This window comes from Sulfitobacter sp. PR48 (assembly GCF_028807335.1).
Classification (GTDB): Bacteria; Pseudomonadota; Alphaproteobacteria; order Rhodobacterales; family Rhodobacteraceae; genus Sulfitobacter.
In genome coordinates this window covers 340,984-366,737 of sequence record NZ_JARAMM010000002.1, presented here as the reverse complement: position 1 = coordinate 366,737, position 25,754 = coordinate 340,984, and the positions used below count along the sequence as shown (strand labels likewise).

27 protein-coding genes are annotated in these 25,754 nt (G+C 62.7%); 13 read left to right on the top strand and 14 right to left on the bottom strand.

Annotated elements, in window-relative coordinates; translation table 11 throughout:
- The first annotated feature begins 8 nt into the window (after positions 1–8).
- From PVW51_RS04480 to PVW51_RS04470, 3 genes are all read left to right on the top strand, one after another.
- Positions 9–2,822: a molybdopterin oxidoreductase family protein gene (locus PVW51_RS04480; RefSeq protein ID WP_274573756.1), complete on the top strand. Its 2,814-nt coding sequence runs from the start codon at positions 9–11 to the stop codon at positions 2,820–2,822.
- Positions 2,823–2,901: 79 nt separating this feature from the next.
- A complete protein-coding gene (locus PVW51_RS04475) occupies positions 2,902–3,648 on the top strand; it encodes a 4Fe-4S dicluster domain-containing protein (RefSeq protein ID WP_269366015.1) in 747 nt (248 codons plus the stop codon).
- Positions 3,648–4,520, top strand: coding sequence for a dimethyl sulfoxide reductase anchor subunit family protein (locus PVW51_RS04470; RefSeq protein ID WP_274573755.1), 873 nt, complete (start codon positions 3,648–3,650; stop codon positions 4,518–4,520). Before PVW51_RS04475 ends, PVW51_RS04470 begins: the two co-directional genes overlap by 1 nt.
- Positions 4,521–4,801: 281 nt before the next feature.
- Here PVW51_RS04470 and dapA read toward each other — a convergent pair whose 3' ends face one another.
- Entirely contained in the window at positions 4,802–5,677 is an 876-nt protein-coding gene (gene dapA / locus PVW51_RS04465; protein WP_274573754.1) for a 4-hydroxy-tetrahydrodipicolinate synthase, read from the bottom strand.
- A gap of 135 nt (positions 5,678–5,812) precedes the next feature.
- On the opposite strand from dapA, the gene PVW51_RS04460 reads away from it, so the two are divergent.
- The gene (locus PVW51_RS04460) at positions 5,813–7,780 is read left to right on the top strand and encodes a lytic transglycosylase domain-containing protein (protein WP_274573753.1); all 1,968 of its coding nucleotides are present in this window, start codon (positions 5,813–5,815) and stop codon (positions 7,778–7,780) included.
- Here the strand turns inward: PVW51_RS04460 and PVW51_RS04455 are convergent.
- The gene (locus PVW51_RS04455) at positions 7,727–8,614 is read right to left on the bottom strand and encodes a DMT family transporter (protein WP_274573752.1); all 888 of its coding nucleotides are present in this window, start codon (positions 8,612–8,614) and stop codon (positions 7,727–7,729) included. The two genes, PVW51_RS04460 and PVW51_RS04455, sit on opposite strands and share 54 nt — an antisense overlap.
- Complete coding sequence (gene mnmD, locus PVW51_RS04450; RefSeq protein ID WP_274573751.1) at positions 8,611–9,285, bottom strand: tRNA (5-methylaminomethyl-2-thiouridine)(34)-methyltransferase MnmD; 675 nt, start codon at positions 9,283–9,285, stop codon at positions 8,611–8,613. Before mnmD ends, PVW51_RS04455 begins: the two co-directional genes overlap by 4 nt.
- 57 nt (positions 9,286–9,342) lie before the next feature.
- On the opposite strand from mnmD, the gene PVW51_RS04445 reads away from it, so the two are divergent.
- On the top strand, positions 9,343–10,374 hold the full coding sequence (locus tag PVW51_RS04445; RefSeq protein WP_274573749.1) for an NAD(P)/FAD-dependent oxidoreductase: 1,032 nt from the start codon (positions 9,343–9,345) through the stop codon (positions 10,372–10,374).
- Here PVW51_RS04445 and PVW51_RS04440 read toward each other — a convergent pair.
- The 3 genes from PVW51_RS04440 to PVW51_RS04430 all read right to left on the bottom strand — a co-directional run bounded on the left by PVW51_RS04440 (position 10,371) and on the right by PVW51_RS04430 (position 12,800).
- Positions 10,371–10,907, bottom strand: coding sequence for an NADPH-dependent FMN reductase (locus PVW51_RS04440; protein ID WP_274573748.1), 537 nt, complete (start codon positions 10,905–10,907; stop codon positions 10,371–10,373). The genes PVW51_RS04445 and PVW51_RS04440 overlap by 4 nt on opposite strands.
- Before the next feature lie 234 nt (positions 10,908–11,141).
- Positions 11,142–11,813 carry an OmpA family protein gene (locus PVW51_RS04435; protein WP_269366029.1) on the bottom strand — a complete coding sequence of 224 codons (672 nt, stop codon included), beginning with the start codon at positions 11,811–11,813 and terminating at the stop codon, positions 11,142–11,144.
- 126 nt (positions 11,814–11,939) lie between these two features.
- Entirely contained in the window at positions 11,940–12,800 is an 861-nt protein-coding gene (locus PVW51_RS04430; RefSeq protein ID WP_269366031.1) for a bifunctional helix-turn-helix domain-containing protein/methylated-DNA--[protein]-cysteine S-methyltransferase, read from the bottom strand.
- Between the two features lie 100 nt (positions 12,801–12,900).
- Between PVW51_RS04430 and nth the strand changes: the two genes are divergently transcribed.
- The 3 genes from nth to PVW51_RS04415 are packed head-to-tail and all read left to right on the top strand — an operon-like array spanning position 12,901 to position 15,131.
- Positions 12,901–13,545 (top strand): endonuclease III, encoded by a 645-nt coding sequence (gene nth / locus PVW51_RS04425; RefSeq protein ID WP_274573747.1) that lies wholly within the window; start codon positions 12,901–12,903, stop codon positions 13,543–13,545.
- A complete protein-coding gene (locus PVW51_RS04420; protein ID WP_274573746.1) occupies positions 13,542–14,531 on the top strand; it encodes an adenosine kinase in 990 nt (329 codons plus the stop codon). Before nth ends, PVW51_RS04420 begins: the two co-directional genes overlap by 4 nt.
- A gap of 3 nt (positions 14,532–14,534) precedes the next feature.
- Positions 14,535–15,131, top strand: a complete 597-nt coding sequence (locus tag PVW51_RS04415) for a GNAT family N-acetyltransferase (RefSeq protein WP_274573745.1) — start codon at positions 14,535–14,537, stop codon at positions 15,129–15,131.
- A gap of 173 nt (positions 15,132–15,304) precedes the next feature.
- Here the strand turns inward: PVW51_RS04415 and PVW51_RS04410 are convergent, their stop codons facing one another.
- Genes PVW51_RS04410 through PVW51_RS04400 form a run of 3 tightly spaced genes read right to left on the bottom strand, consistent with a single transcriptional unit; the run spans position 15,305 to position 16,718 of the window.
- Positions 15,305–15,781: a hypothetical protein gene (locus PVW51_RS04410; protein ID WP_274573744.1), complete on the bottom strand. Its 477-nt coding sequence runs from the start codon at positions 15,779–15,781 to the stop codon at positions 15,305–15,307.
- Positions 15,781–16,263: an RNA pyrophosphohydrolase gene (locus PVW51_RS04405; RefSeq protein WP_269366040.1), complete on the bottom strand. Its 483-nt coding sequence runs from the start codon at positions 16,261–16,263 to the stop codon at positions 15,781–15,783. Before PVW51_RS04405 ends, PVW51_RS04410 begins: the two co-directional genes overlap by 1 nt.
- On the bottom strand, positions 16,260–16,718 hold the full coding sequence (locus tag PVW51_RS04400; protein ID WP_274573743.1) for a GNAT family N-acetyltransferase: 459 nt from the start codon (positions 16,716–16,718) through the stop codon (positions 16,260–16,262). Before PVW51_RS04400 ends, PVW51_RS04405 begins: the two co-directional genes overlap by 4 nt.
- A gap of 120 nt (positions 16,719–16,838) precedes the next feature.
- Here PVW51_RS04400 and PVW51_RS04395 point away from each other — a divergent pair, with 120 nt between their 5' ends.
- The 3 genes from PVW51_RS04395 to PVW51_RS04385 all read left to right on the top strand — a co-directional run bounded on the left by PVW51_RS04395 (position 16,839) and on the right by PVW51_RS04385 (position 20,933).
- Entirely contained in the window at positions 16,839–18,866 is a 2,028-nt protein-coding gene (locus tag PVW51_RS04395; protein ID WP_274573742.1) for an NADPH-dependent 2,4-dienoyl-CoA reductase, read from the top strand.
- A gap of 73 nt (positions 18,867–18,939) precedes the next feature.
- Positions 18,940–19,881: a zinc transporter ZntB gene (locus PVW51_RS04390; protein ID WP_269366045.1), complete on the top strand. Its 942-nt coding sequence runs from the start codon at positions 18,940–18,942 to the stop codon at positions 19,879–19,881.
- Between the two features lie 146 nt (positions 19,882–20,027).
- The gene (locus PVW51_RS04385; RefSeq protein WP_269366047.1) at positions 20,028–20,933 is read left to right on the top strand and encodes a LysR family transcriptional regulator; all 906 of its coding nucleotides are present in this window, start codon (positions 20,028–20,030) and stop codon (positions 20,931–20,933) included.
- An 84-nt stretch (positions 20,934–21,017) separates the two neighbouring features.
- Here PVW51_RS04385 and PVW51_RS04380 read toward each other — a convergent pair whose 3' ends face one another.
- The 4 genes from PVW51_RS04380 to PVW51_RS04365 are packed head-to-tail and all read right to left on the bottom strand — an operon-like array spanning position 21,018 to position 23,957.
- A complete protein-coding gene (locus PVW51_RS04380) occupies positions 21,018–21,944 on the bottom strand; it encodes an OmpA family protein (RefSeq protein ID WP_274573741.1) in 927 nt (308 codons plus the stop codon).
- Positions 21,941–22,510 (bottom strand): peroxidase-related enzyme, encoded by a 570-nt coding sequence (locus PVW51_RS04375; RefSeq protein ID WP_114273750.1) that lies wholly within the window; start codon positions 22,508–22,510, stop codon positions 21,941–21,943. The genes PVW51_RS04380 and PVW51_RS04375 overlap by 4 nt, the downstream gene beginning before the upstream one ends.
- A gap of 11 nt (positions 22,511–22,521) precedes the next feature.
- Positions 22,522–23,241: a GNAT family N-acetyltransferase gene (locus tag PVW51_RS04370; protein ID WP_274573740.1), complete on the bottom strand. Its 720-nt coding sequence runs from the start codon at positions 23,239–23,241 to the stop codon at positions 22,522–22,524.
- Positions 23,238–23,957: a competence/damage-inducible protein A gene (locus PVW51_RS04365; protein ID WP_274573739.1), complete on the bottom strand. Its 720-nt coding sequence runs from the start codon at positions 23,955–23,957 to the stop codon at positions 23,238–23,240. The genes PVW51_RS04370 and PVW51_RS04365 overlap by 4 nt, the downstream gene beginning before the upstream one ends.
- A gap of 46 nt (positions 23,958–24,003) precedes the next feature.
- On the opposite strand from PVW51_RS04365, the gene sfsA reads away from it, so the two are divergent.
- Together sfsA and map are read left to right on the top strand one after the other, a co-directional pair.
- A complete protein-coding gene (sfsA, locus tag PVW51_RS04360) occupies positions 24,004–24,717 on the top strand; it encodes a DNA/RNA nuclease SfsA (RefSeq protein WP_274573738.1) in 714 nt (237 codons plus the stop codon).
- 29 nt (positions 24,718–24,746) lie between these two features.
- Complete coding sequence (gene map, locus PVW51_RS04355) at positions 24,747–25,574, top strand: type I methionyl aminopeptidase (RefSeq protein ID WP_269366055.1); 828 nt, start codon at positions 24,747–24,749, stop codon at positions 25,572–25,574.
- On the opposite strand, the gene PVW51_RS04350 is transcribed toward map, so the two are convergent.
- On the bottom strand, positions 25,571–25,750 hold the full coding sequence (locus tag PVW51_RS04350) for a hypothetical protein (RefSeq protein ID WP_274573737.1): 180 nt from the start codon (positions 25,748–25,750) through the stop codon (positions 25,571–25,573). The two genes, map and PVW51_RS04350, sit on opposite strands and share 4 nt — an antisense overlap.
- Positions 25,751–25,754 lie beyond the last annotated feature (4 nt).

Sequence of the window (25,754 nt, the reverse complement as noted above, 5' to 3'; positions counted from 1 at the left end):
CCCGAGTGATGAACCAGCCCAAGCTGAACCTGAGCCCGAAAGTGTCAGATGAGGTGCGCAAGACGACCTGCTACATGTGCGCCTGCCGCTGCGGGATCAACGTTCACCTCAAGGAGGGCAAGGTCGCCTATATCGAGGGCAACCGCGACCATCCCGTGAACAAGGGTGTGCTTTGCGCCAAGGGGTCGGCAGGGATCATGCAGCACAATGCCCCCTCGCGCCTGCGTGCGCCGCTGAAACGTGTCGGGCCCAGAGGATCGGGCGAGTTCGAGGAAATAAGCTGGGACGAGGCCTATCAGATCGCCGCCGACTGGCTGGGGCCCATCCGCGAGTCAAATCCCGAGAAACTGGCCTTCTTCACCGGGCGCGACCAATCGCAAAGCTTCACCAGCCTCTGGGCACAGGCCTTTGGCACACCGAATTATGCGGCACACGGTGGGTTCTGTTCGGTCAACATGGCCGCTGCGGGCATATACACCATGGGCGGCGCCTTCTGGGAATTCGGCCAGCCCGACTGGGGCCATACCAAGCTGTTCATGCTGTTCGGCGTGGCGGAGGACCACGACAGCAACCCGATCAAGATGGGGATCGGCAAGATCAAGGGGCGCGGTGCGCGGGTCATCGGGGTCAATCCCATCCGGACCGGCTATAACGCCGTGGCAGACGATTGGGTCGGGATCACCCCGGGCACCGACGGGCTGTTCATCCTGTCGATGATCCATTGCCTGATGAAGGCGGGCAAGATCGACCTGCATTACCTCGCGCAATACACCGATGCCCCGGTTCTGGTGAACGGTGATGAAAAGTCGCCGGAGTTCGGGCTCTACCTGCGCGATGCGGATGGCAAGCAACTGGTCATGGACCGTGTGACCAAGAAGCTGACACCCTATGACCAGCCCGGTGTGAAGCCGGACCTGTCCGCCACCTACCGTGCAAAGGGCGTGACCCACCGGCCCGTGTTCCACAAGATGGCCGAAATGTACCTGAGCGAGGACTACGCCCCCGAGGCCGTCGCAGAGCGTTGCGGCCTGCCTGCAAACCGCATCCGCGCCATCGCATCGGAACTTGCCCGCGTCGCCTTTGAAGAGGCGTTCGAGTTGGACCACAAATGGACCGACTTCCGGGGCGAGACCCATGACACGATGATCGGCCGCCCGGTCAGTTTCCATGCGATGCGCGGGATCTCGGCCCATGCCAATGGCTTCCAGACCTGCCGCGCGCTGCATGTGCTGCAGATCATCCTCGGCACGGTCGAGGTGCCCGGCGGTTTCCGCTTCAAACCACCCTACCCCAAGCCCGCGACCGCACATCCCAAGCCCCATGTCGGCATGACGCCGGGGGGGCCGCTGAACGGCCCGCACCTCGGCTTTGTCCATGGCCCCGATGATCTGGCGCTGAAGGAAGACGGCACACCCGCCCGCATCGACAAGGCATTCACCTGGGAAAACCCCATGTCCTCTCACGGGCTGATGCATATGGTGATCTCGAACGCCCATGCGGGCGATCCCTACAAGATCGACACGCTGTTCATGTATATGGCGAACATGTCGTGGAACTCCTCGATGAACACCGGCGGCGTGATGCAGATGCTGACCGACAAGGACGAGAACGACAATTACGTCATCCCGCATATCATCTACTCGGATGCCTATAGTTCGGAGATGGTGGCCTATGCCGACCTGATCCTGCCCGACACCACCTATCTGGAACGGCATGACTGCATTTCCCTGCTGGATCGCCCGATCTGCGAGGCGGACGCTGCCGCCGACGCGATCCGCTGGCCGGTGGTGGAGCCGGACCGCAATGTGAAGGGCTTCCAGTCCGCGCTTTGCGATCTGGGGGCGAAGCTGGGCCTGCCCGGCTTCGTGAACGAAGATGGCAGCCAGAAATACGCCGATTATGCGGATTACATCACCAACCACGAACGCCGCCCCGGCATCGGCCCGCTGGCGGGCTGGCGGATGGGGGCAAACGGCCTGCAACACGGGCGCGGCGGACCGAACGAAGGGCAGCTTGACAGCTACATCAGGAACGGCGGCTTTTTTGCCGAACACATCCCCGATGGTGCAAATTACTACAAACCCTGGAACCGGGCCTATCAGGACTGGGCGGTCAAACTGGGCCTCTACGACAGCCCGCAACCCTATCTGTTCTCGCTCTACGTGGAACCGATGCGCAAGTTCCAGCTTGCTGCCGAGGGCCATGGCGACCGCCAGCCGCCTGAACATCTGCGCGAGCGGATCAAGGCGACGATGTCACCCCTGCCGATCTGGTACGAGACCGACCAGCAGGGCAACGAGGGTTTCACCATCAATGCCCTCACCCAGCGGCCGATGGCGATGTATCACTCCTGGGGCAGTCAGAACGCCTGGCTGCGTCAGCTGCACGGCCACAACCCGCTGTACCTGCCGACCAAGCTGATGCGCCAGCATGACCTGTCCGATGGCGACTGGGCGCGGGTCAGCTCGCCACATGGCGAAATCACCGTGCCGGTGATGGAGATGGCTGCGCTGAACGAGAATACCGTCTGGACCTGGAACGCCATCGGCAAGCGCAAGGGAGCCTGGGCGCTGGACAAGGATGCACCCGAGGCCACCAGGGCATTCCTGCTGAACCATCTGATCCATGAATTGCTGCCACCCAAGGCGGACGGGATGCGTTGGGCCAACTCCGATCCGATCACGGGTCAGGCGGCCTGGTTCGACCTGAAAGTGCGCATCGAAAAGGCCGAAGCGCCCAGGGAAGCACGGCCCGAGTATCCTGTGATCAAATCGCCCGTCCCGAACGCCCCGGACAATCTGGCGTGGAAGGTCGGCAAATGATCCCCTCTCTTTTTGGCCTTAAATATTCCCGGGGTCCGGGGCAGCGCCCCGGTGCCACACCGACAACGGAGCGCATCAGATGACCACTCTCCCACCCTCCACCGAAAAGAAGCTGGGCCTTGTCATCGACCTCGACACCTGCGTCGGCTGTCATGCCTGCGTTATCTCCTGCAAGGGCTGGAACACCGAGAACTACGGCGCGCCGCTCAGTGACCAAGATGCCTATGGCGGAAACCCCTCCGGCACCTTCCTGAACCGGGTGCACAGCTACGAGGTGCAACCCGAGGAGGGCCATGCGCAGCTGATCCACTTCCCCAAGTCCTGCCTGCATTGCGAGGATGCGCCCTGCGTCACCGTCTGCCCGACGGGGGCCAGCTACAAACGGGTCGAAGACGGGATCGTGCTGGTCAATGAGTCCGATTGCATCGGTTGCGGGCTGTGTGCCTGGGCCTGCCCCTATGGCGCGCGTGAGATGGACATGGAAGAGAAGGTGATGAAGAAATGCACCCTCTGCGTGGACCGGATCTACAACGAAAACCTGCCGGAGGTGGACCGCATCCCATCCTGTGTGCGCACCTGCCCCGCAGGGGCGCGGCACTTCGGCGACCTGGGCGACCCCGACAGCGATGTGAGCCAGTTGGTCGCAGAACGTGGCGGCGTGGACCTGATGCCAGAACAGGGCACCAGACCCGTCAATAAATATCTGCCGCCACGGCCAAAGGATAGGTTGCCGGAAATCGACGTGCTGGCCCCCTTCCTGGAACCGGTGGCGCAGGAGCCCGGCGGTTTCCTGGGCTGGCTCGACAAGGCACTGGAGAAACTCTGATGCATCCCGCACCTTCCGTCATCGCATTTTCGACCTTCTCCGGCCTGGGGTTCGGCCTGTTGTTCTGGCTGGGCTTCGGTGTGCCCGCGGTCAGCGGCTGGTCCGCCTTTGCCTTCTTCACCATCGCATACCTGCTGGCCGTGGGCGGTCTGATCTCTTCGACCTTCCACCTTGGCCACCCGGAACGGGCGCTCAAGGCCTTCACGCAATGGCGCTCCAGCTGGCTGAGCCGTGAAGGCCTCTGCGCCGTTGCAGCCCTGATCGTGATGGCGATCTATGGCGCGGGGCTGGTGTTCTTTGACGCCGCCTGGCAGCCCCTCGGGATTCTGGGGGCGCTGCTGTCGCTTGGCACGGTGTTCACCACGGCCATGATCTATACCCAGCTCAAGACGGTGCCGCGCTGGCACCAGCGGTTGACCCCTTTCTATTTCCTGTCCCTCAGCCTCGCTGGGGGTGCCCTGCTTGCCGGTCAGATCACCTGGGCGGTGGTCCTGCTGATCGCCGCAGGCGCGGTCCAGATCGCCACATGGCTGCTGGGTGACAAGGCGCTGAAGCAATCGGGGACCGATATCGCAAGCGCCACACAACTGGGCGGCATCGGCAAGGTCCGCGCCTTTGAGCCACCGCACACCGGCACCAATTATCTGCTGCGTGAATTTGTCTTTCAGATCGGCCGCAAGCACGCGCAAAAGCTGCGGGTGATTTCATTCGGCCTGATGATCGTGCTGCCGGTGCTGTTGTTGCTGCTGCCCTTCAGCCACCTGCTGGCGGTGGTCGCCGTGCTGGCGCATGTGGCAGGCGTGCTGGCCTCGCGCTGGCTGTTCTTTGCAGAGGCAGAACATGTGGTCGGTCTCTACTACGGCAAACGCTGAGCCTGCCCCTGGGTGGGTCAGCCGTTCAGGGGAAGCCGCCGCTCCACCCCCCGCGCCATGATCGAGGCGCCCAGGGGCAGGACAGATGTATCCAGCACATAGCCCGGATTATGCAGCCCGGCGGTGCCCGCATGGCCCTGGGTGCAACACAGCGTCCCCGGCGCGCGTGGCGATGGTGGGCAGAATGTCCATGTGAGAAGCTCCGGTCAGGCGAGGGTTTGCCCAACCCTGCGCCTGCTTTCGGAGGATGTGTCGCGCGGGCTACCCTGCGCCGATGGAGCCTAGTTCAACAGCCCTGCATGGCGCAGACCGGCATCGACCAGTTTCTTGGTCTCGTCGGACAGGCTTGTCAGCGGCAGGCGCACTTCTTCGCTGCACAGATCAAGCCGTGACATGGCGTATTTCACGCCAACCAGCCCAGGCTCGGTGAACACGGCAGTGTGCAACGGCATCAGGCGATCCTGAATTTCCAGGGCCGTGGCATAATCGCCCTTGGCACAGGCCGCCTGCATCTGGCTGAGCAGCCGGGGCGCGACATTGGCCGTGACCGAGATACAGCCGACGCCGCCCTGGGCGTTGAAACCATGTGCGGTGGGATCTTCACCGGAGAGCTGGATGAAATCCTTGCCGCAGGTGATGCGCTGGGCGCTGACACGGGCCAGATCGCCGGTCGCATCCTTGACGCCCACGATGCGCGGCAGCTTGGCCAGTTCGCCCATCGTCGCCGGTGTCATGTCGATGACCGACCGGGGGGGAATATTGTAGATGATGATCGGCAGTTCGCAGCAATCATGGATCGCCGTGAAATGTGCAATCAACCCCCGCTGGGTCGGCTTGTTGTAATAGGGCGTGACCACCAGAATGGCGTCTGCGCCCACCGCCTCGGCATGTCGCGCAAGCCGGATGCTTTCAAGCGTGTTGTTCGAACCGGCACCGGCGATCACCGGGATACGGCCCGCCGCCGCCTTAACAACCTCTTCGACCACCTGTTCGTGTTCGCGGTGCGTCAGGGTCGGGGATTCGCCAGTGGTGCCCACCGGGACAAGGCCGTTCGACCCTTCGCCGATGTGCCATTCCACAAGTTTCTTCAATGTCCCCAAATCCAGCTCGCCGTTCCTGAACGGCGTGACGAGGGCAGGCAGTGAGCCTTTGAACATTTGCACGCTCCTTTTGTGCTGGCCGGCGGGTTGCCGGACTGGAATACATTGGCAGGCACAGCCAAGTGATTTGAACTCACCTCAGCATGCCATATGTTGCAAGCCTCTAGCCCCTGACCCATGGAAACTCAAGCGATGACACGACTTCTGACTGCGCTGATGCTGGTTTGCACTGTCGCCTTCGCGGCTGAGGCCGAGCAACGCCCGCGCCCGCTGGGCTGGGCGATGGACGCCATGCGCAACGGCAATTGGGAAACAGCCGCGATGATCGCCGCCCGCGACGGCGAAGTCGCGGCAGATGTGATCGAATGGCACCGCCTGCGCGCGGGCCGCGGCACCTATGCCGAGGTCCGGGATTTCCTGGCGCGCCGGTCCGACTGGCCCGGCGAAGAATATCTGCGCCGGCAGAGCGAAGATGCCGTTATCGACGCGGGCAATGAGGCCATCCTGGCCTTTTTCAAGAATGTCGCACCGCAGACACCGCGCGGCGTATTGGCCCATGCGGCGGCCCTGACCGCGGCGGGAAACCTGGGTGATGCTCAGGCTGACCTGGTTCTGGCATGGCGCAGGATGCCGATGAATGCGACGTCACAGGCACTGTTCCTGAAAGACCATGCCGAGCTGCTGAAACCCCACCATGCTGCCCGGCTGGAGGCGATGCTCTGGGACCGCGCACATGCCGAGGCGCGGCAGATGTTCGATCTTGTGGGCAAGGAGGACATTGCGCTGGCCGAAACCCGCATCGCCTTGCAACAGCTGCAAGGCAACGTGAACGCGATGATCGACGCCCTGCCCGCCTCCAAAAAGGCCGACGCGGGGTTGCAGCATGACCGTTTCGAATGGCGCCTCCGCAAGAACCTTGTGGATGACGCCATGGATCTGATGCTGGAACGCTCGACATCCGCCGAAGCCCTGGGCCGACCCGACAAATGGGGCAACCGGCGCCGCGCGCTGGCGCGGCAGGAGATGCGCACCGGCGACCCCAAAGTCGCCTATCGCATGGCCTCCCGGCATTTCCTGCTGCCGGGGTCGGACTATGCCGATCTGGAATGGCTGTCCGGCTATATCGCGCTGCGTTTTCTCAAGGATCCGGAAACCGCCCTGAAGCACTTCAGCAACCATGACAGCGCCGTCGAATCACCGATCTCGCAGGGGCGGGCAGGTTACTGGCAGGGCCGGGCGCTTGAGGCGATGGGCGACAGCGAAGGGGCCGCCAAGGCCTATGCCATGGGTGCAAAGTTCCAGACCGCCTTTTACGGGCTGCTTGCGGCGGAGCGTGGCGGCCTGCCCTTCGACACCAGCCTTGCGGGGCCTGAACCGGAACAGGATTGGCGCACCTCGGCGCTGGCCAAAGCCCCCCTGTTCGAGGCGGGCCTGCTGCTTCAGGCGTCGGGAGAATTGAGCCTGGCGGAACGTTTCTGGACCCATCTTGCCGATCAGCTTGTCGAAGAGGACCTGCATCTGCTGGGGCAGGCGGCGATTGACATCGGCCAGCCGCATCTGGCGGTGATGATCGGCAAGCGCGCCGCGCAGCGGGGTCTGACCATCGCAGCGCCCTATTACCCGCTGCATTCGCTGATCGAGATGGATCTGCCCATGGCCCCGGAAATGACCCTGTCTATTGCCCGCCGGGAAAGCGAATTCGACCCGGTGGTGCAAAGCGCAGTGGGCGCGCGGGGCCTGATGCAGATCATGCCTGCCACCGGCCGCGACATCGCGCGCGACCTTGGCATCAGCAGCCTGCACACCACCGACAGGCTGATCGCCGACCCGGATTACAATGCGCGGCTGGGGGCGACCTATCTCAGCCAGATGGCAGGGCGGTTCGATGGGAACGTGGTGATGATGTCGGCCGCCTATAATGCGGGGCCGGCGCGACCGCCGCGCTGGATGGCGCTTTACGGCGATCCGCGAAAAGGCGAGATCGACATCGTCGACTGGATCGAAATGGTGCCGTTCCGCGAAACCCAGAACTACATCATGCGTGTCACGGAAAGCCTGCCGACCTACCGTGCAAGGCTGGGCAAGGATCCGCTGCCGGTGCCCTTCTCAGAGGAGCTGACCGGGTCGACGCTTCAGGCGTTCGCGCCAAAAGGTGAATAGCCCCGCCGCCACGATGATGGCGGCCCCCAGAACCACGTTTGCCCGCACGGTTTCGCCAAAGAAGCTCAACCCGATGACGGCGGCAAAGGCGAGCTGGAAATAGGCAAAGGGCTGCACCGCGCTGGCTTCGGCCACCTCGTAGACGCGGATCAGCAGCCAGTGGCCGGAAATGCCCGTCACGCAGAGACAGGCCATGATCAGCCAGTCGGAACCGACCATCGGTTCCCAGAACCAGACACCTGCGAGAGTCATGGTGATGGCCCCCGTGACCCCGGTCCAGAAGAAGCTGGTGGCCGTCGAATCCTTCTTGGCGACATATCGGGTCAGCAGGCCATAGACCGCAAACATGGCAGCCGCCAGCAGGGGGATCAGCGCGGCAGGGTCAAAGACGCTCATCCCCGGTTGCAGGATGATCAGCACGCCGACAAACCCGACGGCAATGGCCGCCCAGCGCCGCCAGCCGACACTTTCCCCCAGGATCGGCCCCGACAGCGCCGCCACCAGCAAAGGATAGCAGGTAAAGACCGCATGGCTTTCAACCAGCCCCAGAATGGTGAAGGCAAAAACCATGACGCAAATCTCGGTGGCCAGCAGAAAACCGCGAATACCCTGCACGATCGGCTGCGAGGTCCGGGCCGCCGCACGCACGCCGCCGGCCTTGCGCCCCGCAATCGCGATCACGAAGGCTGCGAAGAACCAGTAGCGGATCATGACCACCATCAGCACGTTGTATTCCGATGCCAGATGCCGCGACAGGCCATCCTGAACCGCAAAGACAAATGTCGTCGCGATCATCAGGCCAATGCCCAGCGGTGTATTGTTGCCCTGACTCACCCTGCTATCCTTGCCCGTGTCATGTGCCGCTTGCGGCCAAATCCCTGTACCCGCTGCACCTCAAATCCTGCCGCCGCCAAACCGCGCCGCACATCCCCCGCCGCCGTATAGGTCGCCGCCGTCCCCTGTGGTGCGGTATGTGCTGCAACCTCGGCCATCAGCTCCGGCGACCAAAGTTCGGGGTTCTTGGCCGGGGCGAAACCGTCAAGGAACCATGCATCTGCGCGTCCGGCCCATGCGGGCAGCGTGACGCGCGCATCGCCAAGGATCACGTTCAGCCGCAAACCCGGTAGATCGAACGATCCGCCGGTCCCGGTCCAGGCCGCTGCCAGCGCATCGCGCTTGCCGTCGAATGAAGGGAAAGCACGATGCGCGCGGGCCATGTCATCGGATGACAGGGGAAAGGCTTCGAAACTGGTGAAATGCAGCGTTGCCCCCGGCATCGCGGTGGCGAAAGCATCCCAAGCGACCAACAGGTTCAGACCGGTGCCGAAACCCAATTCGCCGATGGCAAATGCATCGCGGAACCGCGCAGGCAGGTCATTGCCGGTCAGAAACACATGGCGTGTCTCGGCGATCCCGTCGTCCAGGCTGAAGAACGGGTCGTCGAAACGGGTGGAGACGGGGATATTGCCGTCGCGCCAGGTGATCGGATCGGAGGGCTGCTGCATGGGGTTGCTCGCTGGGGAGAGTTGCGCCAGATGTGCGACAACAGGCGGGGAATGGCAATGCATGATATCACCATCCGTGGCGCGGGCATTTTTGGCCTGTCGATAGCATGGGCCTGCCTCCGGCGCGGTGCCAAGGTGCAGGTGATCGACCCCAATGGCCCCGCCGCAGGCAGCAGCGGTGGCATCGTCGGAGCGCTGGCGCCACATGTGCCGGAAAACTGGAATCCCAAGAAGGCGTTTCAACTGGAGAGCCTGCTGATGGCCGCCGCCTTCTGGCGCGAGGTGGACGCAGCGGGTGGCGGTGAGAGCGGTTATGCGCGGCATGGCCGCCTGCAGCCCATCGCCGATCCGCATCTGCTGGAGCTTGCGCAGGCCCGCGCAGGAACAGCGAAGGCCTTGTGGCAGGATCACGCCACATGGCAGGTCATCCCCGCCACGGGTGCCGCATGGGAACCGGCAAGCCCGACCGGACTTTTGATCCAGGACACGTTGAGCGCACTGGTTCATCCGCGCAAGGGCTGCGCATCGCTGGTGCGTGCCCTTGCCGCCCATGGAGTCCCGGTCACCACCGAAGGGGCCGATGAGGGTTCGACGCTCTGGGCAACGGGGGTGGCCGGGCTTGAAACTATGAATGCCGCTCATCACCGTGTGATCGGCGCAGGCGTCAAAGGACAGGCTGCCCTGCTGCAACATGACGCCAGGGGCGCGCCGCAGCTGTTCGCAGGCGGGGTTCACATCATCCCGCATCAGGACGGAACTGTCGCCATCGGCTCCACCTCGGAACGGGATTATGACAACCCGGACCGGACCGATGCGCAATTGGACGAGGTGATCGGGCGGGCCCGCGCGGCGGTGCCAGTGCTGGCGGATGCACCCGTGATCTCCCGTTGGGCCGGGGTGCGGCCCCGTGCCCGCAGCCGCGCACCGATGCTGGGGCCGTGGCCCGACCGGCCCGGCCATTTCATCGCCAACGGCGGCTTCAAGATCGGTTTCGGCATGGCGCCCAAGGTGGCTCAGGTGATGGCTGATCTCATGCTGGAGGGGGTCGATGCCATCCCCGATGGTTTTCGGGTCGCGGACAACCTCTAGATCATGCGGTGCAAGGCCTGCATGAGACCGGTCAGCTCCCTGACGTAAATCTCGCCCTTGAGCCTGCCCGCCTCGTCAAACTGGTCACCGCTGCCCGCAAGGTGAATTTCGGGCCCCTGCAGGATCCGGGGGCGGAAAGGCACCATGAATCCGCGCAGGACCATCTGCGCGCGTTCCCCGCCCGCGCGACCGGCAGCCGCCGACATCACGGCGACGGGTTTGTCGTTCCATGGCTTGAAGTCGACCCGGCTGATCCAGTCCAGCGCGTTCTTGATCACGCCGGAGGGTCCCTTGTTGTACTCCGGGGTAGAGATGATCACCGCGTCCGCCGCCTCGATCTGTCGGGCAACCTTGACCACGGCATCCGGCACGCCCTCCGCTGCCTGCTCGTCGGCGTCAAACAAAGGGAACCGAATATCGGCCTGGGTATATTCTGCCGCACCAAACAGCCGCGCGGCCTCGCGCAGGAGAAGCGTATTGGTGGCATTGGTCCGGAGGGACCCCGATATCCCCAGGAGTTTTGGCTTTGTCATGGCAATCTTCCCTCCCCGTAAGTGCTCTGCCTTTTACAGCGTTTCGGGATGGGTTTGAAACATCCCACATCACTTTTCGCGTAAGGCCGAAGGGAGCGGCAGCGAACAAGTGATTCAGCTATATCCCGAAACGCCAGGTCGGGCGCAGGCACAAAAAACAAGGAGCCCCCGCGCTATGCAGGGGCTCCGTGCAAAATTCAGCAATCAAGCACCCCGTGACGGGGCGCCCGGGGATCAGCGCGCGTTGGGCAGAATCACGATTTCGACCCGGCGGTTCTGCTGCTTGCCCTGTGGGGTCAGGTTGCTTGCAATCGGCTGGCTTTCGCCGCGACCATAGGTCTGGACCCGGCTGACAGGCACGCCGTTGGCGTAAAGCACCTGGGCCACCGCATTCGCACGACCTTCGGAGAGGGTCTGGTTGTAGGCGGCATCGCCGTCGCTGTCCGTGTGGCCGATGATCTGCAGCGTGGAATTTGCATAGACCTGCACGTTCTGGGCCAGTGCCCGCAGATCGTCCTGAATGCTCGGCTGCACCGCGGTGCTGTCGGTGGCAAAGGTGATGTCCTGCGGCAGGGTCACGATCAGCCGGTCACCGGTGTTGGTGATCACGACCCGGCTGTCCATCTGGCGGCGCAACTCGGCCTCCTGCTTGTCCAGTGAATAGCCGACGCCAGCACCGACGGCACCACCGAGCAGAGCACCGGCAAGGGCGCGGTCACCCCGGTTGCCGTCATCTGCCGTGAGCGCGCCCAGAACCGCACCGGACGCGGCCCCGATCAGCGCGCCGTTCTTGGTTTTCTGGTTCGGATCGTTGGGACCTGCACCCAATTGACCTGGCTCTGTACAGGCGCTGAGGGTCAATGCGCCGGCGATCAGCGCGGCGAGGGAAAGTTTGGAAGAAATCATATCTACTGCCTTTGGTTCTGGGGCCGCGTTCGGGCGCGGCATCTCGATGTAGCGCATATATAGTGCGCAAACGGCCCGCGTTCAGGGGGAATTTTCGATCGGCAGCATCCCGCCTACAGTGCTCTGTCAGGCCTCTGCGCGGGCGGCCTCAAAGGCGAGCATCGCGCGTTTGACGGGCATGCCCCAGTGGTAGCCCCCCAGCGCGCCGGATTTCCGAAGCGCCCTGTGGCAGGGGATCAGCCAGCTGACCGGGTTACGCCCCACCGCCGTGCCGACGGCCCTGACCGCGCGAGGGCTGCCAATCGCCTGTGCGATGTCGGAATAGGTCGTGACCTGCCCCGAGGGGATGCGCAGCAGCGCCTCCCAGACCTTGATCTGGAAAGGCGCACCGATCAGGTAGAGCGGCGCCTTTTCCAGCCTGTCATCCTGCGCGCCGAAAGCCGCCAGCACCCATGGCCGCAGCAACATCGGATCCTCCACGAAATCCGCCAGCGGCCAGCGACCTGTCAGATCCTGCATCGCCGCCTCTTCACCGACTTCGGCGGCAAGGGCCAGGCCACAGATCCCCTTGTCGGTCCCCATGACCAGCGCCGGGCCGAAAGGGCTGTCGAACCAGCCCCAATAGATGGTGAGCCCCGCCCCCTTGCGGGCAAAATCGCCCGGGCTCATTGCCTCCCAGCGCAGGAACATGTCGTGCAGACGCCCGGTCCCCGACAGGCCGACCTCATGGGCTGCATGCAGGGTTGTGGCATGGTCGCGCAGCATCTGCTTGGCCTGGCCCAGCATCAGGTATTGTTGATACCTTTTGGGCGACACGCCGACCCAGCGGGAGAACACCCGTTGGAAATGGGCGGGAGACATGCCCATCCGGGCCGCCAGCGCCTCAAGCGTCAGGGGGGTTTCCGAGGCATCAATCAAATCGATCGCGCGGCGCATCACGCCAAAGTGGTAGCCGTCATCGGCGGGGGAGGAAGCTTGGTTTGTCATGCAGCCAATCTAGGCAGTCCGAAGCGCCCAGGCGACCCGAAACATGCGCCTTTGCCGCCATGCCTTGCCCCCACCCCCGTTTCTGCGTCATATGCCCGACATGGCAAAACAGCTCGACTATCATACGATCCGCGAGATTTTCCTGCGCTTCCAGGCTGCTGACCCGGAACCCGAAGGGGAGCTCGATCACGTCAACGCCTACACCCTGCTGGTTGCCGTCGCGCTGAGCGCGCAAGCCACCGACGCCGGGGTGAACAAGGCGACGCGCAGTCTTTTCAAGATCGTCGATACTCCCGAAAAGATGGTCGAACTGGGGCTGGAAGGCCTGACTGAGCATATCAAGACCATTGGCCTGTTCCGGCAGAAGGCCAAGAACGTCATGAAAATGAGCCAGATCCTCGTCGAGGAATATGGCGGTGAGGTGCCCAGTTCCCGCGCCGCCCTGCAGGGCCTGCCCGGTGTCGGGCGCAAGACCGCCAATGTGGTTCTCAACATGTGGTGGCGGCAGCCCGCCCAGGCCGTGGACACCCATATCTTTCGCGTCGGCAACCGCACCGGCATTGCGCCGGGCAAGACCGTGGACGTGGTGGAACGCGCCATCGAAGACCACATACCGGCGGATTTCCAGTTGCACGCGCATCACTGGCTGATCCTGCACGGCCGCTATCATTGCAAAGCCCGCAAACCCTTGTGCAGGACCTGCATTATCCGTGATCTCTGCCCATTTGAGGAAAAGACAATATGAAAACCTACGACCTTGTTGGCATCGGCAACGCCGTTGTGGATGTGATTACCCAGTGCGACGACAGTTTTCTCGATCACATGGGGATCGAGAAAGGCATCATGCAACTGGTGGAACGCGAACGGGGCGAAACGCTTTATGCCGCGATGGCGGAACGGGTGCAGACGCCCGGCGGGTCCGTGGCCAACACCATTGCGGGGGCCGGGGCGCTGGGGTTGCAGACGGGGTTCATCGGGCGCGTGCGGGACGATGCCCTGGGCAAGTTCTATGCCAGCGCCATGTCGGACCACGGCATCGACTTTGTGAATCCGCCCGTCGCTTCGGGCGACATGCCGACGTCGCGCAGCATGATCTTTGTCACCCCCGACGGGGAGCGGTCGATGAACACATATCTTGGCATTTCAACCGGCCTGGCGTCGGAGGATGTATCGGGTGACGTCGCGGGCAACGCAAAGATGATGTTTCTCGAAGGCTATCTGTTTGACGAGGACGCGGGCAAGACCGCCTTTCGCGAGGCCGCGCGCGCGACCAAGGCGGCAGGCGGCATGGCAGGCATCGCCATTTCCGATCCCTTCTGCGTCGAGCGCCACCGCGCGGATTTTCTGACCCTGATCGAACATGACCTCGACTATGTGATCGGCAACGAGGCGGAGCTGAAATCCCTGTTCGAAACCGAAGATCTGGAGGAGGCGATCCGCAGGACTGCAGCGATCTGCCCGATCGTGGTCTGCACCCGTTCGGGCGACGGCGTGACCCTGATCCGTGAGGGTGAACGGGTTGACGTGCCGGTCAAGAAGATCACGCCGGTGGACGCCACCGGCGCGGGTGACCAGTTCGCGGCCGGGTTCCTGTTTGGCCTCGCCAAGGGGGCCGATCTGGAAACCTGCGGCCGCATGGGAAATCTTTGCGCCGGCGAGGTGATCAGCCACATCGGACCGCGCCCGCAAGCGGACATGCTGGCGCGGTTCCGGGCCGAAGGTCTGGTCTGAGCCATGATCGCGGACGGGTTGCATGACGTTCCGCCGGGCAAGGTGGCAATGGTGGTCACGCATCTGCACATGCAGGCAAAACCGCCCATGCGCCCCGTCGATCTGCCTGCCGGGCTGACATTCGAACAGATCAGGCCCGACCTGGCCCGCTACAGGGCGCTGTTTGATCGGGTCGGACGCGACTGGCTTTGGTTCGGTCGCCGGATGATGCCGGATGCCGAGCTTCAGGCGATCCTGGATGATCCCAAGGTGACATTCCATACCCTGCAGAAGGCGGGTGAGGATGCGGCGATCCTGGAGCTGGACTTTCGTCAGGAAGGTGCCTGCGAGCTTGCCTATTTCGGCCTGGCGCCCAGCCTGATCGGCTCCGGTGCCGGGCGTTACCTGATGAACCAGGCGATTGCGCTGGCATGGCGCGCGCCGATCACGCGGCTTCACGTGCATACCTGCACGCTGGACAGCCCGCAGGCCCTGGGGTTCTACATCCGCAGCGGCTTTGTTCCCTACAGACAGCAGATCGAGATCGAAGATGATCCGCGTCTGTCCGGCATCCTGCCCGCTGAGGCTGCTGGCCATGTCCCGATCTTCCGGCCCGGTTGAGCAGCTTGCGCATCAGGGGGCGGCCCCGTCCGCACCGCTTTGCCTTTTTCGACAACGCCTGCACCCGGAAACACATCAAGACATGTCATAAATGACATGTCTTGATATGTTGAAACGGTCTTACCGGGTTCAGGGTTACCGACGTTCAGTTCGCGCGAACCTCTCCGGAACGGCTATTTCTTCTTGCAGGTCCCGCCGGTGAAACATTGTCTTACCTGTTCCATCTGAGCCGGTTGGGCAGGAGCAAATACATGCCCCCCGCAGGGGTTGATCCCCAATGCATATTGCCCGCCATCACGGCGGACAAAGGCCAGGACATCCGCACCATCGGCGATGGATCCGCACCAGGGACCAAAACAGGCGACTTCCAGCATGATGTCGTGATCAAAGGGCGTGTGGAACCCCGATGCGCTCAGCGAGGTTCCGTTCAGCGTCGCAGGCACCATCGTCATCTTGGGCGGATTGGATTGCGTCGTACCCTCACTTGGCAGTTTGCTCTGGTCCAGCGTCAGGCGTCCATGCACCACGACGTATTCGGCCTTGGCGTCATTGACCTCGTGAAAGGTCCGCTCGACGGATGGGGCGATGCAGGACAGCGCCAGGGCCGGAAACGGGGCACAGAGAGCCAGCATGAAGACAACAGATCGCATTACAGATACTCCTCGAACTCATCTACCACAGCGCGGTAAACCGCCTGCTTGAAGGGAACGATGCTGGGCACCAGCTGATCCACAGGCAACCAACGCCAGCGGGAAAACTCGGGGTGCGCGGTTTCGATGTTCACCTGATCGTCCGTACCCGTGAAACGCATCAGGAACCATTTCTGTTCCTGCCCGCGAAACCGGCCCTTCCAGATATTCGGCACCAGATCATGCGGCAGGTCATATGGCACCCACCCCCGCGTTTCAGCGACCACCGTGACCAGATCGCGCGAGACGCCGGTTTCCTCTTCCAACTCGCGCAGTGCCGCCTCGCGCGGGGCTTCATCCTTTTCAATGCCGCCCTGCGGCATTTGCCAGGCGTCCTGGTCGCGGTCCTTGCGCTGCCCCACAAAGGCGTCACCAGCGGCATTGACCAACATCACGCCGACGCAGGGGCGATAGGGCAGTTTGGCAATTTCTTCGGGGGTCATGCGAGCATCTTCTCCATTTCGGCGCGGCGCAGAACCTCACCGTTCCGGGTCACGTTTTCCTGACGGATAACATGGAACCCCACCGCCAGAAAGGCAGGTTGCGCCATCAGACTGGCGTGGGTCCAAAGCCGCCGATGACCCTGAGCCGCCGCTTCGACCCGGGCAAAAAGAGCCTTGAAAACACCCTTCCCCTGCCAGCCTGCAGCGACAAAGGCCAGGTCGATGTAATCCCCGTCAAGCGTCATGAAACCGACCGGACCGGTGCCGTCATGGGCGACCCAGACCTGTTGCGCCGACAGGCGCGCGCGCCATCCATCGCCCGCGTTCGGGGCCGGTAGCCAGGCCTGCCTTTCCGCGGCTGAATACTGGCTCGGACCGTGATGAATTGCATCATACATGATCCGGCCAAGCGCTTCGTCCTCCGCGCCCTGATCCCTGCGCGCCCGCACCTGCATCCTTGCCTCCATCGCCGCGATCATTACCAATGGTCAGGATGACGCCGCGTCTGCCGTGACACAAGCCTCCGGATCGGGTGTTCTTGCGCACAAGTGCCCGCAAGCCAGAAAGGATTTTCCATGTCCAGCTACCCTCATATGCTCGCCCCTCTCGATCTTGGGTTTACCACGCTGAAGAACCGCGTGCTGATGGGGTCCATGCATACGGGACTTGAGGAAACCGGCGACTGGAACCGTGTCGCGGAATTCTACGCAACGCGCGCACGCGGCGAGGTTGGTCTGATGGTCACCGGCGGCATCGGCCCGAACGCCGAAGGCTCCGTCGCACATGGTGCGGCGATGATGATCAGCGATCAGGACGTGTCGAACCACAGCATCGTGACCCGCCGGGTGCACGAGGCAGGCGGCAAGATCGCGATGCAGATTCTGCACGCGGGCCGCTATGCATTCTCTCCCGACTGCGTCGCCCCTTCGGCGATCAAATCCCCCATTTCCATATTCGCCCCCAGGGAGCTGGACGAGGAAGGCATCGAAAAGCAGATCAGCGACATTGCAGCCTGCGCCGGGCGCGCCAGGGACGCGGGCTATGATGGCGTCGAGGTGATGGGATCCGAAGGCTATTTCCTGAATCAGTTCCTAGTCACCCACACCAACAAACGCACCGACCGATGGGGCGGCTCTTATGAAAACCGGATGCGCCTGCCGATCGAGGTGGTCAAACGTGTCCGCGAAACGGTTGGTCCCGATTTCATCATCATCTACCGCCTGTCGATGATCGACCTGATCCCGAACGGATCGACCTATGACGAAGTTGCGCAACTGGCGCAGGAGATCGAAAAGGCAGGTGCCACCATCATCAACACCGGCATCGGCTGGCACGAGGCGCGCATCCCGACCATTGCGACATCCGTGCCGCGTGCCGCCTTTGCCTGGGTCACGAAAAAGCTGATGGGCAAGGTCGGCATCCCGCTGATCACCTCCAACCGGATCAACACGCCCGACGTCGCCGAACAGGTGCTGGCGGACGGCTGCGCCGATATGGTCAGCCTGGCCCGCCCCATGCTGGCGGATGCCGATTTCGTGAAAAAGGCGATGGAGGGGCATGCCGCCCGGATCGCACCCTGCATCGCCTGCAACCAGGCCTGCCTGGACCATACCTTTGGCGGCAAGATTTCAACCTGCCTGGTCAATCCGCGCGCCTGTTATGAAACCGAACTGACCCTCGAAAAGGCCGCGACGCCAAAATCCATCGCCGTTGTGGGGGCCGGGCCGGCGGGCCTGTCGGCCGCCATCACCGCGGCGGAGCGCGGTCATGCCGTGACCATCTTTGACCGCGCGTCAGAGATCGGCGGCCAGTTGAACCTGGCCAAGCAGGTCGCGGGCAAGGAGGAATTCTGGGGCTTTGTCGACTGGTATCGCACCATGGTCGCATTCCATGGGATCACGGTTGAACTCGGCACAGAGGTCTCTGCCAACGATCTGGACGGTTTTGACGAAGTGATCATCGCCACCGGTGTCATCCCCCGCGACCCGCAGATCCCGGGCCAGAACAGCGGCAATGTCGTCAGCTATATCGACGTGCTGAACGGCACCGCAAAGGCAGGGCAGCGGGTGGCGGTCATCGGCGCGGGAGGCATCGGCTTTGACGTGTCCGAACACCTTGTCCACGACGGCGAAAGTACAACGCTGAACTTGCCCGAATGGATGCGTGAATGGGGTGTGACCGACCCGGCGCAGCATCGCGCGGGTCTTGCCCCGGAAGGCCCCCAGCCCGACGCCCCCGCCCGTGAGGTCACCATGCTGCAACGCAAGACCAGCAAGGTCGGCAAGGGCCTGGGCAAGACCACAGGCTGGATTCACCGTGCCTCACTGACCATGAAACAGGTCAGGATGATCGCAGGCATAAACTATGAAAAGATCGACGCGGAAGGGCTGCACATCAGCTTTGGCGAGGCACGTGAAAACCCGACCCTGATCGCGGCTGATACAATCGTGCTTTGCGCAGGGCAGCTTTCGGACCGGTCGCTGGCCGATGCGCTGGAGGCCAAGGGCAAGACCTGCCATGTCATTGGCGGCGCGGATGTTGCGGCGGAACTGGATGCAAAACGCGCGATCAATCAGGGGACAAGACTGGCGGCGACACTCTGAACCGGGTGCGACTACACCTTGCGGGCAAGGGCTGCCGGGTGCAGACTCAAGCCCGGGTAACGAGGGACCGCCAATGCCGATCTGTGTTTTCGATATTGCCGAGGACGGTACGACCACAGTGCCGCAGGACAACAATCTGACCGGCGGCGGGGTTTTCCGGTGGTGGCATTTCGACCTGTCCGATCCACTGCTTGAGGCCTGGACCAGAGAACACCTGCACAGCATTCCGGGTGGTGCCCTGATCCAACCCAAGACACGGCCAAGATGCGACCGCTTCGAGGGCGGGCTGATCCTGAACCTTCGGGGCATTAACCTGAACGCAGGACAGGATGCGGACGAGATGGTGTCGGTCCGCATCTACGCTGATGAGGACGTGCTGATCACCGTCCGCCGCAACAAGGTCTTTGCCATCGACGCAATCCGCCGGAATGCAGAGGCTCAGCAAGCCCCGGTCAGCACGGCTAAGTTCCTTGAAACCCTGATCGAAGGGCTGACCGACCGGGTGGATCAGCATGTGGCCACGATCGACGCGCGCACGGATCACTATGAAATCGCGCTGGAGGACAAGAACACACCGATGCCCCGGGACCTGCCGGAAAACCGTCGGAGCGTCATTCGCCTGCGTCGTTACCTGGAGCCGCAACGCGCCGCACTCAGCAAACTCGCGACACTTGACCTGCCCTTGATTCCGGAAACTGTCAGCCTGGGTTTGCGCGAACTTGCAAACCGGGCCGCGATTGCGGTGGAAGAACTTGACGAGCTGCAGGGTCGCCTGATCTCCGTTCAGGAAGAACATGACGGGAATATCGCCCAGAGGCAGGCGCGGCACAGCTATGTACTATCCGTGGCCGCTGCCATCTTTTTGCCTTTGGGCTTTCTGACCGGGCTCTTCGGGGTCAACGTCGGTGGTATGCCGGGTGTGGGATCACCCAGCGCCTTTGCCATCCTTAGCCTGTCTATGCTGGGACTGGGCGCCATCATGGTTGCCCTTCTCAAGCTGGTGCGCTGGTTCTGATCACAGGCAGAAACAGACTGTTCCGTCGTTTCCCTGCCATCAACGATTCCTGCAAAGACCTTGCAACTGTCCCATCCCTGCCGCGATCTTGCCTAAATTGAACAGCATACACGGTCCTTGAAACTAAGAGGACGAGGAACCCTTGTATGGACCGCCTGACAGAAATGGAAGCATTCGCCACCGTGGTGGACCAGGGAGGCTTTACCGATGCCGCCAAGAAAATGGGGATCTCCAAATCCGCTGTGTCAAAACACGTCTCGTCCCTTGAAGCGCGGCTGGGCGCGCGCCTGCTGAACCGGACCACACGCCGCGTGTCCCCCACAGAAATCGGCCTTGCCTATTATGACCGGGCACGTCGCGTGCTGAACGATGCGGGCGAGGCGGATGCCCTTGTCACCTCGATGCAATCCGCGCCCTCCGGCCTGCTGCGCATTTCGGTTGCCACCGATTTCGGCGTGAACCACCTGTCACCGGCTCTGTCGGATTTCCTCAAGGATTTCCCGGATATCACCGTGAACATGGTGCTCAACAACCGTTACGTCGAACTGATCAGCGAAGGTTTCGACATGGCCGTGCGCATCGGAGAGCTGGAGGACAGCACATTGCGTGCGCGCAAGCTGACCGAAACCACAAAGCGCATGATCGCAAGCCCGAAGTATTTCGAAACCTATGGGCGGCCGGAAAAGATTGACGATCTGAACGACCACAAGCTGCTGCATTATTCCAACCAGTCCAGCGGCAACGTCTGGAAACTGACCGCCCCGTCGGGCGAAAAACGGCAGGTGCGCACCGCGGGCTGGCTGTCGGTCAACGACGGGCAATCCCTGCTGAATGCGGCGATCTCGGGCCTTGGCATCGCCTACCTGCCCAGCTTCCTTTACTCCGACGCGATGGAAAAAGGGCTGATCGAAGATGCGATCCCCGATTTGCCGCTTGAGACCCAGGGCATCTACGCCGTCTATCCGCCGGGCCGGTTCACCCAGCCCAAGGTGCGCGCCTTCATCGACTTTCTGGTGCATGCCTTTGCCGACAAGGGCCCCAACGACTGGTGAGCAGCCACAGAATTACGAACACCAACCTCCCTCGGTGAACTCCCCCGGCACTTTCAAGGTGTCGGGGTTTTTTCTGTCTTCGGCTCACTCTCCCAGCACGATCACCTCAACCCTGCGGTTTTCCTCGCGGCCTGTTTCATCAAGATTGCTCGCAATGGGCGCGAGGTATCCCATCCCTTCAGCCTCCATCCTTGCACCGTCGATCCCGTAGCTGTCGATCATGCGCCGGCGCACGGATTGTGCGCGGCGCTGGCTGAGCGCGATATTGCCGTCCAGCCCGCCAACCGAATCCGTATGTCCGACAAGTGCGATGCGCAGCTCTGGCCGCGCCTCCAGCACCTCAGCCAGAGTTTGCAGCGATGCATAGCTGCCGTCGTTGAGGTCAGAGGCCCCGGTCGCGAATTCGAGATCCCGCAACACGGCATGGCCCTGCTGTATCAGCCGGTTGCCCAGATCGTTCTCGACCTGCGCTGCCGGGGCAATAGGCACCGGCGCATCGGTCACCACCTCGTCATCGCTTACCTCGCCCGCGCGGATGATCTGCAGATAGGCCGAGTTTGCCGCAGTGCTCGCAAGGATCGTCAGCACCTCCTGCGGAGCCGCGACAGAGGGGCGCACAGCGGTGATGAAATGATAGGCCCGGATGTTGACGTACATGTTCGGCCCCGGCAGCGTTTCCGTGGCAAAGCGGAAATCGAAGCCGCCGCAGGTCTGCGACGCGCAATCCAGCAATATCTCGTATCCGGCGTCGACCAATTGCCGCCGCAGGGGGCGGACCAGTTGCAGCGGTGTCAGCCCTTGCTGGCTCAACCGCCAGGCGGCACGGTGCACGTCGCCCTCGACCTCAAGCGTGACAACCTGGCCATTGCGGAAAATGCCCGCCGGGGCGGAATACCTGTCAGGCCCGGTGTTGCGTTCGGCCGTCAGTCGCGCCGCGGCAGGCAGGGAAAGTTCCAGGGCCGCCGCCGGACCGACCAGAAAACAGCCCAGAACCAGCGCCCGGAGGATCATCGCGCCTGTGCGTGATATTCGGCGTTTGGCCGCATGTCCGTACCGCTCGCTACGCGGTTGGTCATGTTGAAGAACCCCGCGACACTGGCAATATCAAAGATATCGCGGTCGGAAAAACCGTGGTCGCGCAGCACTTGCCGGTCCGCCTCGACCACGGCGGCGCTCTCGCGGGTCAGCTTGACGGAAAAGTCCAGCATCGCCATCTGCCGCGCGTCGATCCTGGCAACCTTGTAGTTCATCACCAGCGCCTCGCCCAGTTCAGGGTCCCCCGACAATTGCCGCACCGCCGCCCCGTGGGCAACGAGGCAATAGTAGCATTTGTTGACCGAGGACACCGCCACCGCGATCATCTCGCGCTCAAGCTTGGTGAGGGCGCTGTCGCCCAGCATCAGGTCGTTATACATCGCGGTAAAGGCGTTCAGCTTGTCGATGTCGAAGGCATAGGCGCGCAGCACATTGGGGATCATCCCCAGTTTGTCCATGCAGACATCGAAATACTTCTGCGTCTGCTCTGGCAAGGGCTGGACCATGGGCAGGTCCAGTGCGGTTGGGGATGTGTCAGCCACGAAAGTCTCCTCTACTCCGGGGATTGACGATAATGGTAGCGTCCTTGCTCGGTGAAGCCCATAGCCCGATAAAGCGCGTTTGCGCCTGCATTCTGCACCACGCAGAGCACCGCCATCTGCGTCGCGCCCCGCGCCTGCGCCCAGAAGGCGGCACGCCGCATCATCCACCCGGCGACCCCCTGCCGCCGCTGATGGGGCAGAACCTCGACCGCGTGAACCATGCAGATGCCGTCATGGATCGCGGCAAAGGCGACACCGGCGGGCATTTCCTTCCAACGGGAGAGGACCGCCGTCTTCTCCTCGGCGCGTTCCATCACCTGAATACGCGCAGGACCGACCCCGCCCTGCGCCCAGATCTCACGCATGATGGCCAGCGGCTCCCAGATGTTGAAAGCGGTCACCCGCGGGATCGGCACATCGGTCAACCGCTCGATCGGCAGGCTGTAGATGACAACCGGATCGACAACCCGGTAACCGCGCGCCTCAAGCATCCCGTCAAGCGCCTCATCCCCGTTGCGAATCATGAACAAAGGGGTCTGTTCCAGCGCGCGCATCGCGGTTTCGGCATCTTCGATGTCGGCGACAGCAACCTGACCGCGCGCTGTCGCGGCAGAGACGCGCTTGCCGCCGCCCTGCCCCTCCCGCAATGTCCAGGCCCCGTGATCGAAACGCCGCGCGGCGGGCCATGTCCGGTCGCAGACCTCGAAGAACCGTGCCGTTTCAGGTGTCATGGAAAGGCCGCCTTCAGCTCAACCAGCGCTGCATCGACGGCCACGGCATCACTGCCCCGGATCACGACATGCGCGCCGTATTTGCCGTCTTTCTGGAACGGGTAGGACCCCATCGACAACATCGGATAGGCCCTGGCCAATGCGCCCAGCGGTTCGGCTATGTCCCCCTCGCCCCGGTCAACGCGCAGGCTGCGGCTGATCAGCGGGGCACCACCGGTCAGGCCGGGCAGGACGGATTCGACCATGGCGTGAAAGACGCTGGGCACTCCCGCCATGACATGCACATTCTCAAGTTTGAAACCGGGCGCGGCAGAAACCGGGTTTTCGATCAGTGCCGCCCCGTCGGGAATACGCGCCATGCGCAGGCGCGCGGCATTCAGCTCGGTCCCGGATTTGGCATAATGCGCGGCAAGGATGGCGCGGGCATCGTCGCGCACGTCGATCCCCCGGCCAAAGGCCGCGGCAATGCTGTCGGCCGTGATGTCATCATGGGTGGGGCCAATGCCGCCGCTGGTAAAGACATGATCGTATCGGGCTGACACCTCCCGCACAGCGCCGACAATTGCATCATGGTCATCGCTGATCATGCGCACTTCTTTCAGGTCGATCCCCGCCTCCGCCAGCTTGCCCGCCAGATGGTACATGTTGCTGTCCCGCGTTCGGCCCGACAGAATCTCGTCTCCGATGACGATCATGGCGGCGGTAGGGTTTGGCATCGGGTTCTCCTTGAGGCAATCTCAGGATCGGTATAGGCCGCACCCCATGCGCTTTCAAACCCAACTTGTCCCCGCCCGGCTGATCCGACGCTACAAGAGGTTCCTGGCCGATTGCAGGCTGGAGGACGGGCGCGAGGTCACCGCCCATTGCGCCAACCCCGGGTCGATGATGGGGCTTTCCGACCCCGGCAGCAAGATCTGGCTGGAGCCCAACGACGATCCGAAGAAAAAGCTCAAATTCGGCTGGCGGCTGGTCGATCATGAGAACGGTCATTTCACCGGCGTCGATACCAGCCTGCCAAACCGGGCCGTGAAAGCCGCGCTGGAGGCCGGTGAGATTGCCGGGCTGGCAGGTTATGGCGCCCTGCGTGCCGAGGTGAAATATGGTGAAAAGTCCCGTGTCGATTTCCTGTTGTCCGGTGCAGACCGCCCCGATTGCTATGTCGAGGTCAAATCGGTCACGCTTTGCCGAACACCGGGCCTGGCGGAGTTCCCCGACAGCGTGACCGCAAGGGGTGCGAGGCACCTGGACGAACTTGCGCAAATGGCACGCGATGGCCATCGTGCCGTATTGCTTTATCTGGTGCAGCGTACCGATTGCACAGATGTTACAATGGCCGCGGATATTGACCCTGCCTATGCTGCGGCCCATGCGGCGGCGACCCGGGCCGGGGTGGAAACGCTGTGTCTCGGCACCCATATCAGCCCGGAAAGCGTCACTTTGGCCGCCCCTCTGGCATTGCGCTGCCCCACGGGTTAAATATCGTTGGAAATGAGAATGGTATCATCATGGAGAAGCCGGTGAACGAACAGCACCGTGGCCGCGTCACAAGGGACGGCATCCGCATCTACGACCCGTCGGATTTTGCCGGAATGCACGCGGCCGGGCGGCTTGCGGCAACCATCCTGGATGAGATTGCCGAACATGTGTTCGTCGGCCAGACAACCGGCGAGATTGACCGCATCATCGAGGAAAAGGTCAATGCGGCCGGCGCGAAATCAGCGACCATCGGCTACAAGGGGTATCAACATGCCTCCTGCATCAGTGTAAACCATGTGGTCTGCCACGGCATTCCCGGTGACAAGAAACTGAAGGACGGTGATATCCTGAACATCGACGTGACCGTGATCGTCGATGGCTGGTTTGGGGACACGTCGCGCATGTATGTCGCGGGCAAGCTGCCCCGCAAGGCGGAGCGGTTGATCGAGGTCACACATGACAGCCTGATGCGCGGCATCGGGGTCGTGAAACCCGGCAACACCTTTGGCGACATTGGCCATGCGATCCAATCCTACGTCGAGGCGCAGCGCATGTCGGTGGTCACGGATTTCTGCGGGCACGGGCTGGGCCGCGTCTTTCATGCGCCGCCCAACGTGCTGCATTACGGCAGACCCGGCACCGGCGCGATCCTTGAACCGGGCATGTTCTTTACCATCGAACCCATGGTGAATCTGGGCCGGGCCGAGACCAAGACCCTGTCCGACGACTGGACAGCCGTGACACGGGACAAATCCCTGTCCGCACAGTTTGAGCATTCTGTCGGCGTGACGGAAGATGGGGTCGAGATCTTTACCCTGTCGCCATCGAACATGTTTCATCCGACATATGGCGGCTAACCCTCCGGGTTGTCTTCCGCTTCTGCCATCTGCTTCATCAGCAGGCTGAGCAGGGTCTCCCCCGCGACAGGTGTGATCGCATCGGTGATGAAGATCGCGGGGCCCGCCGGAGTGCGGACAGGCGCGGTGCGGTCATTGGCCCTTGTCTGAAACAAGGGCAGGGCCCAGCGTGGCAATGTC